Below are 12,974 nucleotides of genomic sequence, written 5' to 3'. Positions count from 1 at the left end.
AAAACCAAAAATGCCGGGAATCTCTCCGGTAATGACCTGGTATGCCAATAAAGCATCTTGTTCGGGATCAATAGAAACCAACCAAAATTATTCAGAAAGTATGCGTTTTCCTGCTTTAAACCAGCCGTGGAGGCTAGGATTAGCCTGGCGTGGCTTCTCCTGCCGTCCGGTATCAACCAAAATACGGTTCGCGATGAAACTAACATTTGTTTTATTAACTGTCGTCTTAGTTCAGGCACAAGCCATAGGATTGGCGCAATCTATCACTGTCAAACTACACAAAGAGCCTTTGCGTAATGTGTTTAAAATTATTKAGAAACAGACGGGAGTAACTGTTTTCTATAATGATGAACATATTAAGAATGCGCATCCTGTGACTATTGAGGCACAGCAGATGCCATTGGATGATTTCCTTACCGCCATTTTGAAGCCGGAGAAACTTGCTTTCGAGATAAAGCAGGGTAATGTGGTAGTGACGCGCAGAGATAGTGACGCATCAGGGAAAAATGGAAGTTTATCTGCTGCTGTGGAGCCTAAAACAAAAGTGTCGGGATCAATCACCGACGCTGATAAAAATCCTCTGCCCGGGGCTACTATCCGTATTAAAGGTAGCCAGATAGTAGCTGTGAGCGATGAAAAGGGGCTGTTTCATATAGAAGCGGGAAAAGGCGCAGTGCTGATAATAAGCTTCATAGGATTCAATGAAAAAGAGGTGAAGGTGAACGATTCAGAAATGATTTCGGTTATTCTGGTGCCTTCGGAACAAAAGCTGGGCGCTATTGAAATTGTTTCTACGGGTTATCAGAATATTAGCAGGGAACGAAATACGGGGGCAGTAGCAAAAGTGGACATGGGCACTGTTGCCAGCAGATCCAGCAGTACCAATATTCTCCAAAGACTGGACGGGCTTGTACCCGGCCTGGTGGTAAACAATGCACCGGGTGGAGAGCCGTTACTGATTCGGGGTTTGACTTCTCTCAACTCTACAAGGTCGCCATTGATCGTGGTAGACGGCGTGGAATTACCAGGTGATAATACCAGTGATGCATCCCGTAATAATATTATGAATACCTCTAACCCCATCGCCAATATCAATCCGCAGGATATTGAGGATATAACTGTTCTGAAAGATGCCTCCGCAGCTTCTATCTGGGGCGCAAAAGCGGCGAACGGAGTAATTGTTATTACTACCAAAAAGGGTAAAACCGGACAAAAATTACGGGTCGATTACGACGGGTATTATAATTTCCAGGGTAAACCGGATCTGTCCTATATCCCGAAAATGAACAGCAGGGATTTTATTGCTACCGCAAAGGAAATCTTTCCTCAATTTGCGCCTTATTATACCTGGAATGCAGTACAGACTTTTGCTCCGGTTCCTCCGCACCTGCAAATTCAATATGATGAGTACCGGGGGCTAATCAGCGGTGTGCAGGCGAATAAGGCGCTGGACAGCCTGGCTGCCATCGATAACAGGAGTGAAATTTCCAGTATTTTTTACAGAAATGCAGCCTCAACTAATCATACAGTCTCGCTTTCAGGGGGCGGTGACATTTACAGTTTTTATGGATCGCTGAGCTATACCGGTATTCAAAGCAGCACACCAGGTGAACGGAACAATTCGTATAAGGTGAATGTCAGACAGGATTTCAATTTCAATAAAAAATTGCAGTTATCGGTCATCACTGATCTTACCAATACGGTAGCAAGTACTTCAAATCTGGGTATAGGAGTGCAGGCCCCGGATGTTTCCATCGTACCTTATCAGCGGTTCCGCGATAATGCAGGAAATCCGCTGGCAGTGAATTTCCTGGGAAATTACAGCGATTCTCTCAGGCTTGATTATGCTGCCAGGAGCCGGGTTAACCTGGACTACGTTCCGCTTGATGAGTTTAACAGGGGATATTCAAAGAGTAGCAGTATATCCGGAAGAGTAGTGGGAAGCGCGAAATTACAATTGCTGAAAGGACTTCGCTTTGAGGGTACTTATGGCTACCAGACATTTGCAAGAAACAACCGGACAGTTCAGTACCAGGAAAGTTACGCGGTAAGAGACCAGCTGGTAGGATTTACACAGGCGCCAACAGTAAACAGCACGCCCAGGTATTGGTTGCCAAAGGATGGAGGGATGCTCAATGTAAATAATGCGTCTCAGAAAAACTGGACGGTAAGAAATCAGCTGATATTTGATCGGAACTGGGATCCGCACCAGCTGACTGTAATGGCAGGACAGGAAGCTACAAGTACCACACCATTGACATCATCCGCTACCTACTATGGATGGGATGATCAGTTGCAGGTTTCCCGTCCGGTAAATATTGATACACTCATGAAGGGGATTACAGGAACGGTATCCGGCCAGCTGGGAAGAGTGTTACCATCAAATAATGTGGGTGGAGGAGAGGGGGCTATCGCAAGAACCACCTCTTACTATTCTACATTGGGATACATGTACCAATGGAAGTATGCACTGAATGGGAGTTGGAGGATTGATGAGAGCAATTTATTTGGCCTTGCCAAATCTGCTCAAAACAGGCCCGTTTATAGCATAGGCGGTAAATGGTTGCTGAACAGGGAAGACTTTATGAAATCATTTACATGGCTGGACCGGCTCCACCTGAGATTCACCTATGGCATAACAGGTAATGCACCCAAGCCTGCTCAGGCAGCATCATTCGATATCCTGCAATCCTCATCGAACGTAAACTATGTAACGGGAGTTGGTTTGGTTATCGGAACTCCCGGCAACGACAAGCTTACCTGGGAGGGAACCACTGTCTATAATGCAGGATTGGATTTTACAGTGCTTGGTGGCAGATTGGGCGGTTCGATAGACGGATATATAAAAAAGACCAGTAACCTGATCGGCTCATTGATGACGGCGCCGTTGACTGGATATGCAACTGTTATCGGTAATTACGGAGACCTTGAAAATAAGGGATTTGAGTTTAGTTTGACTTCACTTAATGTCATTTCCCGGGATTTCAATTGGAATACTGTCCTGAACCTGTCGTACAACAAAAATAAGATAACAAGGATGGCAACAGCAACTGCCATCACAACCGGTACAGGAATGATTGGAACTTCCTTTGTGGAAGGTAAACCTGCATACGCTGTATTTGAATTCATCAACGGTGGGCTTAACGCTGCAGGAGATCCACAGATCATCCAGGCCGACGGAAAAATACTGTCTGATAAAAATGGCTCCAAGCCAGAAGACGTTCATTTGGCGGGAACTTCTCAACCTATCGCGACAGGTGGATTATTCAACACATTTTATTACAGGCGATTTCAATTGGGAATTAATATCAGCTTTAACTTAGGACATGTATTGTTCCGTGATTTTAATAATTTCTGGCAAGATCCCCTTTATCAGAACACGCTTCAACCTGAATTTGCTAATCGCTGGAAGGCGCCGGGAGATGAAAATAAAACCAATATTCCCAGGTATGCCTATAACACTACCATTGACAACGGCAGAAATATCTATTACTATACTTACTCCAATCTGAATTCATTTGACGCATCTTATGCAAAGATTAGGGAGATCACGCTTTCCTATGATGTGGGTAAGACATTGGTTCGGAGACTACATGCTGAAGGATTGACTTTCAGGGCACAGGTATCCAATCTCATGCTCTGGAAGAAGAACCACCTCGGGATCGATCCGGAGTTTCAATCGCCTGCAGGTGTCAGAAATATCCGTATAGGACAAGGTACATTCACAGTTGGCGCACACATTACTCTTTAATTAAACCTGCTTAAGATGATGAAATCCATTCATAGGGTATCATTACCCATTCTGTTTATATTGTTGATGCTTCAGACTTCATGCTCCAAAGACTTTTTGGAAATTGAGCCTAAAGGCTCCCGTGTGGCAAAAACGACGCTGGACTACGAGCAATTAATGAATGCAGTGAGCTTGCAGGTTTCCTATCCTCCATCTTTATACATGGGTGATGAAATGGCAGCCCAGGCAACCTATATGGATGCTGCCCAAATCAGAACGCAAAGACTGTTCAGGTTTGAAGCAAGGATATACGATGAAGATCAGCTTCCCAATGAAACCTGGCCTCTAACCAACATTTATACCTTTAATAAGGTTATAAACGAAGTAATGCAATCAGAGGGAGGAACCGATCAGCAAAAACGTGCTATCCTGGCGGAGGCCAAAGTAGGACGGGCGCTTTGCCATCTTTATTTTCTGAATGATTTTTCGTTGCCTTATAATGCTGCTACTGCTGCTACGGATTTGGGGGTGCCACTGCTTACAAAGGCGGATGTAACGCAAACAACATTTGTGCGGGCCTCTGTACAGGAATGTTATGATTTTATCATAAAGGATTTAACAGATGCCTTGCCGGACCTTGGCCCATTAATACACAGGCGGAAATTTTCCAGGCTGGCGGCAGAATTTATATTGGGCCGTGTTTATCTGTATATGGCAAAGTTTAATGAGGCCAGCACACATGTGGATGCTGCATTTGCGGAACTTGGCAAAGCTGCAGTGCCTCTCGCGTTATACGATTATAACATAGTGCTTGATCCCGATAACAATAATTCATGGTTTCCAGACTTCGGTTTCGGACTTTCAAATTATCCATTGGCTGCCAATAATGCACAAGTGATATACAATCTCAGTATGATTAATTTTCAGCTGCAACAAGCCAATACCTATGTGTTTTCTCCGGAAACGGCTGCCTTATATGATCCGGCAGATAAACGCCTGGAACTGTTCTCAGGAATGGAAATGTTCAATCCCGACAAAACCTTTCCGGGAGGAATGAGGCGCTACTCCGCATCACTTTTTTCCGGGTTGGAAATCGGCCCCTCATTGCCTGACCTCTACCTGATGCGCTCAGAGCTTAAAGCAAGGGCAGGTGACCTTGCAGGGGCAAAGAGCGATCTCGAAATGTTGCGGTCCAAAAGAATGCCTGCAAATATCGCAACTGTACCTGCCAATATAGCGGCAAGCAAAGAGGCATTGGTTCGCTATATCCTTGATGAACGTATTCGTGAATTCGCCACCTCCGGCATGCGCTGGTGGGATATGCGCCGGCTTTCAGTTGACCCGGTTTATAGCAATACGGTTAAGTACACACATAAACTTTATGATGACGCCGGCAACGTAGTGGCCACCTATACGCTCAGGCCCGCGAGATTTGCCCTGAAGTTCGGGGAAAGGATGCTGGCCGCGAACAAGGGATTAGTGGAAAATGAATAGAACTGGTAAGTTAATGGCAGCATACAGTTGTACCACATTTACCTGGCAGGAAATTTCAATCGTAATAATTCAAAATTTTTAATACTGTTTAATCTGAATCTGATGAAAATGAAAATGTTAATCTTGCTGTTGCTGATTTCGGGGTCCGTCTTCGCACAGCAATTGCCCTCCGCGAAGTATAACTTTAATGATTTTACTTCAATAGTAAACGTGGAAGACCAGGAGAAGCAATACAATGAAATGTTGAAAGCAAATCCAATAGACCCTGCCAAGCCATCCATGTATGAGGAATACCGTGCGCAGCTGGCTATGGGATGGCTTACCAAAGGAAACTTTGAACGTTACTGGTATTATAAAAACACCAGGCCGAAATTCAACGTACTTCAATTCCTGTATCTGACTTATGCACTGGACAACCTCTTTGATGCAAATACTAATCCGGGCGATGTGGAAAAGGTGTCAGCCGGGATATTGGAAGATCTGAGCAAAGGAGCACTGAAAGATGGAATTGGCAGAACTCAGACCGTTTTGGAGATAAATGCTGCCACTAATGCTCAACTGGGAAATACAGATACGGCATTACAGTTATTGGCGAAATCTTCGGAGGTAAAAGACGGTATGCGCGAAATGCGCTATTTCAAAGATGCAAAATCCAATTACCTGAACCGGTATGGAGTAGTGATGTTTGCTGCCGGTAAGTATCAGGTGGCATTCGATACCTTAAGTAAAGCATTCAGGGAGGCGGAGTCCAACCCGGTTATGGTTAATACATTCAGGTTGGTATATAAAAAGGTAAAGGGTACCGAAAATGGATATGAGGAATATCTTAAATCCCTGAAGGATGAAGCATACCATCACTGTTATAAGGAAGTGGAAAAGTTGTACATAGCATCACCGAAAACAACGCTTGACGGTGCAATACCCAGCCAGGGAGGAGATGGTAAAATGTTTACACTTTTTCACGCCACGAAACCTGTAAAAGAAGTATCGCTGCCGGACCTGGACGGAAAAGTCGTTCATCTGAGGGACTATAAAAACAAGGTGCTGGCCCTTGATTTCTGGTCTACAGGATGTACCCCATGCGTAGCTGCCTTCAGCGGATTTGAGCGCGTGGTGGCAGACTATAAAAAAGATGTATTTCAAATGTTTGTGGTAAGCCTGTTTGAAGACAGGGCTACCGTGAAAACTTTCGTGAAGAAAAAAGGGATTACCCTCGATGTTTTACAGGATGAAGAAAACAAGTTCTTTGATGTCCAGGGAACACCCACGAAAATCATATTTGACCCATTGGGTAATATAAGATTCTTTAGTTCTGGTTACGCCGGTTCCACAGACAGGGAGTATTATAAACTGAAGTCTATGGTAGAGATCACAAAATCCAGGTATAAAGGGTAATGCAATTTGCGCCTGTTAGATGATAATAACTGAATTTAAACGAATGTGGCTTTTGCCCTGCAAAATGTATTTATGAGAAGAGTGATTTTTTTGATATTGACCAGTCTGGCAGTTTTGTCTGGCATTGCGCAGGATAACCACCCGGTTTCGTGGAAATTCCGCAGTGACTCAATAGCGCCACTCACTTTTAAGATTGCCTTCGTGGCGTCTGTCAACGAACCCTTTCATATTTATCCACAGTCTTATGATGGTGGAATGGGAATGCCTACTACTATTACATGGGGAGAAAATCCGAATGTTCAGTTGATAGGAGAGATGGAGGAAAAAGGAGCAGCATCTTCTGCCGGGGAAACTGTGGCTTATTACGCGAAGGGGGTTACGTTTTCACAAACTATCAAACTCAGGGCAGATGAGAAGACAGTATTGCATTTCCGGATCAGGTACATGGCATGCAATAATCAAATGTGTCTTCCTCCTTCATCAAAGGAGTATACGCTGATTGTAAATGATGCTAACGGTATTATTGTTACTGCTGAAAATGAAAAAAATGTACAGGTGCCGGGTATGCAGGAAGCAGTACAGTATGAGGACTTTGCGCTGCCGGATGTAAAAGGAAAAAAAATCTCCACCAAAACAATCATCTCGGGGAACAGGTATACATTTATTGATTTCTGGGCCAGTTGGTGTTCGCCATGCAGAATGCAGGCAAAAGCGCTTGTTCCGCTTTATGCCAAGTATAGGACCAAAGGGCTGGGTGTAATTGGCGTTTCTCTCGATACAGATGCCGCTGCCTGGAAAAAGGCAATAGAGAAGGATGGTTATACCTGGACAAACCTGGCAGACCTGAAAGGATTTGATTCTCCTGTTACTAAAAAATATCAGATTAAAGCTATTCCCAGGAATTTTCTGATCGATAACAACGGTGTAATTGTTGCCAGGGATCTCCATGGAAAAGAGTTGGAAGCAAAGCTGATGGAACTGTTTAACTAAATGAAAGGCGTTTCCCCTTAGGGCAATGTAGTAGTCACCGGTGGCAATTCATACCGGAATTCGATTTCTGAATCCAAATTAATCTTATTTAAATTGAGAACGTTAATTATAGCCGGTTTGTCAATAATGCCGTTGACAGCTTTCGCCCAGAGTAATAATAAATTTACTATCAATGGCAAATATGGTACAGGCAACGCTCCTGAAAAAGCATACCTGGAGTATACGATGAAAGGTAAGTCCATCATTGATTCCGTCGGGTTAAAGGATGGCGTTTTCAAATTTGCGGGTGCGGTGTCCACTTCGCCGGTATCCGCTACATTAACCTTTGATACGAAAGGTGTTGGGAGAGCTAACAGCCTTGAACAGATAACGGTTTATCTCGAGCCGGGTAGCATTCATATTAAAGCGAATGGAGCTACAGTAGAAGGAGTGCAGGTAACCGGAACGCCCAGGAATAATGATTATAATGATCTTAATAGCCTGGTTGATGCCGGCTTTTCACAAATGACCGATGAAGACAGGCAATTCATGGAAGGGAAGTTGTCGCCACAAGCCACGCAGGATTACGAGGCCAAAGTGGAAGGCTTTCGAAAGCGATTTAGTGACATGACCAAAGATGCCTATATTAAGTTCATCAGGTCCCATTCTGCATCAATGCTTAGCTTAGAATTGTTTCCCAAAATCGCCTATGAGCAACGCTATGACGTAGTGAAGCCCTTGTTCGACGGTTTATCATTCAAAATTAAAAATAGTAAGGAAGGTAAAAAGGTGGCCGCTAACCTGGATAAAATGAGAGTAACTGCAATAGGGCAACCGGCGCCGGACTTTGAAGTACCCGATGCAGAAGGGAGGCTGGTTAAACTTTCGTCATTTCGTGGTAAGTATGTATTGGTCGACTTTTGGGCTTCCTGGTGCGGGCCATGCAGGGCAGAGAACCCAAACCTGCTTAAAGTCTACAATAAATTCAAGGACCAGAACTTCACAATTGTCGGTATTTCTCTCGATAAATCTGACAGCAAGGCGTTGTGGTTGGCGGCAGTTAAAAATGACGGACTTCTATGGCTTCAGCTTTCTGATCTGAAATTTTGGGATAGTAGGGCTGCGAAATCATATGGTGTCCAGGCAATTCCTCAGAATTTTTTGATCGATCCTGATGGAATTATAGTTGGAAAAACATTGTCTGGAAAAGCGTTGGATGAAACATTAAGCGAAATATTTCATCCTATGCACACGGCTAACTGACGCCGATATGTAGCGTATTGCTGAGTTAAGCTGCATGAGTAAGCAGTTGGAAAAAGCTGGTTATGGAGAACCAGCTATGAAAGAAACTGGGAATGCTCCAGCGAAGCATTCCCAGTCATTGGTGAAAAATTTGTTAATTAATGATGAGTTTCTTAGTGGAACTAAATCTTTTCGATTCTATCGTGACAATGTAGAACCCTGGATTAAGCCGTGAATCGATCTCTATCTTTTTATTGCCGTGAGTTTTCTTTTCATAAACCATTCTACCCTGGTTGTCAAAAATTCTTACCACCGTATTTTCTGAAATTTTGGGAAGAAGGATGGTAAACTTTCCTGCTGTTGATGGGTTCGGATACAAGCTAACAGCATCCTCACTCATACCGGTGTCCGATGCTATTTTGGCAAAGGATGTGGCGCCTGCCCCGGGAACAAACGTAGAAAGATAATTACCACTGATGACTTGTTGGGAAATGCCTGGGCCTTGCCAGCTTACCGCTACATTATCTCCACCGCTGCCTTCCTTGTGAAGCACTTCTATGTAATATTTCTGGCCCGCAGTCAGGTTGATGGCAGCAGACTGCTGTGTGCCGTATTTATTCCATTGCCTCGAATCGGTCCAGTCATTCACATAGGCTATTCTTGAGCTGTTGGCGGGGTTGTCGCCGGAGCTCAGGTATAAGTCTGTGTTGTCATCTCCTGCGACCCAGAATGTGTAGCTTCCGGTGGCAGGAGGATGTATATATCCGCGGATCCTGGTGCCATAATTATCCGCCTGGTTTGTTGGGCCTTCCAGGCTGGTGAGCTGGTCTCTGCTGGTAGGATTGTTAGGATAATTACTATTGGAGGTGAGGCTACTGATGGTAGTACCGCTAATACCTGTCCAGACTTCTCTCAATATTGTACCAGTTGTAAGGCTGATATTAAAGGTTTGCGTGCTTTGGCATCCTCCGCTATTGGTATAGGTGGCTACATAGTTCCCTGTTTGGTTGGCCTGGACATTTGAGAGGTATATTTCACGGGTGGCAGCACTGAAATTATTGGGGCCGCTCCAGCTCCAGGACCCTCCCTGCGTAGGCTGAGGACCAAACTGTACACTGTTTCCGGCAGTTACAGTTGCATTGGCTGTTTGCTGCCATGTTCCGCCATTAATCTGTGCGTACGGGGTAATCGCAGTAGGTGTACAGGCGGAGGGATCTCCATAAACGATACCTCTGCCTGCTGTACTCATATATACTCTTCCGAAGACATTCATATCTCCCTGTACGAATTGCCCGTTACCCGGGCCGCCGTATTCATGGGTATCATCATTTACACGAACCCATGAAGCTCCCTGGTCTGTGGAGCGATAAACGCCTCTGATATTATTGACGGTAGCCCAAATGTAAATCGTGGGATAATTTGTCCCGGTTGCAGCCACCCCAAAACCAACAGCTCCGCAATTACTGACACCGCTTATGGTGGAAAATGATTGCCCTGAATTAGTTGAACGTGTGAGTCCTCCATTGTTCAAAGCTATCCAGACATGCCCTTCCCTTCCGGGCGCCAGGCGGATGACTTTGGAGCCACCGCTTGCAACTGAACCGGCTTGGGAAAAAGAAGATCCTCCGTTGGTGCTCACCATTACTGCTCCATTTCCGGGATTATAGGCATAAAATTTATCGGAATTAACCGGATCGCCAACCGGCCTTGCTTCATTAAAACTCAAACCACTTACCGCAGACCAGGAGGATCCATTATTAGTTGACCGGTATGTAGCAGAAGATTCCTTCGGGGAGTGCAGCACAGTATTACCATTAGCTGATAATGCCACCTGTCCGTGAGAGCCATTCATACTATTTTGCGTCCAGGTTACCCCCATATCATTGGAGTAATACATAGCATTTCCTACCCGGACAATTTTGTTTGTATTTTGAGCAGCTACTGCCAATCCGCTGGTGGTCCCCATTTGCGGATTATGAATTGGTGCATATTGGCTAACATTGGTGGTGTGTCTGAACCCATCGTAGTCGCCAATAACAGAAATTACAGGACCATTGGGGATACTTTCCAGGCCAAGCGGTACCGTTTCTTCCAGCCCTCTTACTGCAAACCGCCAGGTGCCGCTGGAGCTGATGTTATCATTTCTAAAAACACCATTACCTGAAGTGACCCAAACCTTTTCGGTATTGAAGGGGTCGAATTCTATTGAGCCTGCCCAATGGATGGCATGACCGCTAACCCAGGTGATACCATCCGGATCCATGGTAAATCCCCTGTCTACCACATCCACCCAGCTTGAACCACCGTTTGTACTCAGAAACATCCTGTCGCCCCAGGCGCCATTTTGGTTCATATAGGTGTTGATGGTACTAGCCACAATTCTGTTGGGATTATTGGGATCAACACTGATGCCTCCGAATGCCCTGTTGAAACCGGAAGGTGTAATGTTTGTCCATGTACCGGTGGAAATGCTGTACTTCCAGATTTGTCCGTTATCCATAGGTTCCGGTAAGGACCAATGCCCGGACGGCCCCGCACCATTGGCATAAGTGAGATACAGGTTTCCGTTACTTGCTAAAACAGCCCGATGTGGCATATAAGTGGTGGTAGCGCCGGAAATAGCAGAAAAAGATTGTCCGCCATTATCACTTCTGTACAGGTTGGTACTCCCGCTGCGTGAAACTCCGACAATGATCCTTTGGGTAGCTCCTCCTGAAACACTGCTTCCGTCTAAAACCACAAAGCTTATCCCGTTTTCATTAGGGGTTGTGGTTACATCCAGTGAGTTCAGTCTGCTCCAGGTAGCACCAGCGTCGGTACTTCTGAATAATCCATTCCAACGCGTACCGCAATATAGAATATTGCTGTTGTTAGGGTCTACTACAAGCTTTTCTCCGGTTTGCCGGCCCATACCATTGCCATGGGCCTTGAATTGTGTAGTAACGTTTGTAACGGAAAAGGTATTGCCGTAATCGGTAGACCGGAGTATGGCTGTTTTCCCGCTGTTGAAATAAGAGATACCTACCAGCATATAGACTCTGCCGGGCGATTGGGGATCTGTGGCCAAAGACTCGACACCGAGATATCCGACTTCATCGTCCGACACCCAATCTAACAACGGTACCCAACTTGAAGTGGTGGCATTCCAGCGGTAAGCTCCTCCCACATCTGTCCGGGCATAAACCAGGTTTTGCTCGGTTTTACTCGGAATTATGGCGGAAACAAATCCGCCACCACCAATAGCTACATTCTTCCAGGTATAGCTGGCTGTGGATTGGGCCTTCAGTTCATAGGCATGAAGCATAATAACAACGGGAAGTAAATAGAGGATGGCAAGTGATTTTTGCCTGACCTTCGAAAATGTTCCTATGGATTTAAAAAATCCGAAATCCAAAAGAAGCATAATCGTTTGTTTAAATGGTGTCAGTAATTTTGTTTTCATAAAGGTTAATGGTTTAAGTAGATTAAGCCCGGAGAAGGCAAAATTGAAAAGATAGTTTACAGATTAATTGAGTGCATAATGGCTACAGGAACACAGCATCCCATCGGTTTAGAACGGGGACTGCAATTTGGAATGGAAAAGAGAAGTTGACCTTGTGTGGAGAAAAATTGGTAAAACGATTAGCGCTAACCTTTGTTTGGGTGTATGACGATGATGCTGACAACATGTCAATACACGGGGGCCTGCCCTGAAGGATTAGTCGCAACAGACATATTTTCATAACTGGAATCTTTCTCTTAAACGAATACCATAAAACTACAAAGATTCCCCCCGGGTCAGGGTACTCAAATGTCGCAGATTAGGGTAGGAAATGATACAGATACCTGTTATACGCAGATAGCCATATTCCGTGCTGCAATAATTTCTCCGGCTTTCATAACATAGCCATTGTACCATCCAACAATCTTTCCGGCTAACAAGTCAATGATGGCGATTCGATAGAGTCAGTCGCTTTTTTTATAACAATGAATATATAAGCGTCAAATTGACATTTATTATGCCTGTTACACACGGACCCATGGAACCCTGGTCATTAGCATAAGGAATTTCTGCCATTGGTTTTCCGGCAGATTAATATTTCATTCATTTGTAACATTTGGGTCCTGTTGTTGAATCATTTGCCTCCCTGCCTTTTGCAGTCTG

Annotated in this window: 6 protein-coding genes; 5 read left to right on the top strand and 1 reads right to left on the bottom strand. The window is 44.8% G+C overall.

The window, feature by feature from the left end; genetic code table 11:
• Positions 1–193 precede the first annotated feature (193 nt).
• The 5 genes from AC1DCV_RS08370 to AC1DCV_RS08350 all read left to right on the top strand — a co-directional run bounded on the left by AC1DCV_RS08370 (position 194) and on the right by AC1DCV_RS08350 (position 8,851).
• Positions 194–3,751: a SusC/RagA family TonB-linked outer membrane protein gene (locus tag AC1DCV_RS08370; RefSeq protein WP_477022768.1), complete on the top strand. Its 3,558-nt coding sequence runs from the start codon at positions 194–196 to the stop codon at positions 3,749–3,751.
• Between the two features lie 15 nt (positions 3,752–3,766).
• A complete protein-coding gene (locus tag AC1DCV_RS08365) occupies positions 3,767–5,224 on the top strand; it encodes a RagB/SusD family nutrient uptake outer membrane protein (RefSeq protein WP_477022767.1) in 1,458 nt (485 codons plus the stop codon).
• Positions 5,225–5,332: 108 nt separating this feature from the next.
• A complete protein-coding gene (locus AC1DCV_RS08360) occupies positions 5,333–6,619 on the top strand; it encodes a TlpA family protein disulfide reductase (RefSeq protein WP_477022766.1) in 1,287 nt (428 codons plus the stop codon).
• Between the two features lie 72 nt (positions 6,620–6,691).
• The gene (locus AC1DCV_RS08355) at positions 6,692–7,609 is read left to right on the top strand and encodes a TlpA family protein disulfide reductase (RefSeq protein WP_477022765.1); all 918 of its coding nucleotides are present in this window, start codon (positions 6,692–6,694) and stop codon (positions 7,607–7,609) included.
• Between the two features lie 93 nt (positions 7,610–7,702).
• The gene (locus AC1DCV_RS08350) at positions 7,703–8,851 is read left to right on the top strand and encodes a redoxin domain-containing protein (protein ID WP_477022764.1); all 1,149 of its coding nucleotides are present in this window, start codon (positions 7,703–7,705) and stop codon (positions 8,849–8,851) included.
• Positions 8,852–8,984: 133 nt separating this feature from the next.
• On the opposite strand, the gene AC1DCV_RS08345 is transcribed toward AC1DCV_RS08350, so the two are convergent.
• Positions 8,985–12,272, bottom strand: coding sequence for a T9SS type A sorting domain-containing protein (locus tag AC1DCV_RS08345; protein ID WP_477022763.1), 3,288 nt, complete (start codon positions 12,270–12,272; stop codon positions 8,985–8,987).
• Positions 12,273–12,974: the final 702 nt, after the last annotated feature.

This window comes from Chitinophaga sp. 10T418 (assembly GCF_056394125.1).
Note: the sequence above shows the minus strand (reverse complement) of the source record. Positions and strands in the feature narration are given on the sequence as shown.

Bases quoted from the DNA above. Each gene is read 5' to 3' on its own strand.
- AC1DCV_RS08365 (WP_477022767.1), top strand. From the start codon at position 3,767: ATGATGAAATCCATTCATAGGGTATCATTACCCATTCTGTTTATATTG.
- AC1DCV_RS08355 (WP_477022765.1), top strand. From the start codon at position 6,692: ATGAGAAGAGTGATTTTTTTGATATTGACCAGTCTGGCAGTTTTGTCT.
- AC1DCV_RS08345 (WP_477022763.1), bottom strand. From the start codon at position 12,272: ATGAAAACAAAATTACTGACACCATTTAAACAAACGATTATGCTTCTT.
- AC1DCV_RS08360 (WP_477022766.1), top strand. From the start codon at position 5,333: ATGAAAATGTTAATCTTGCTGTTGCTGATTTCGGGGTCCGTCTTCGCA.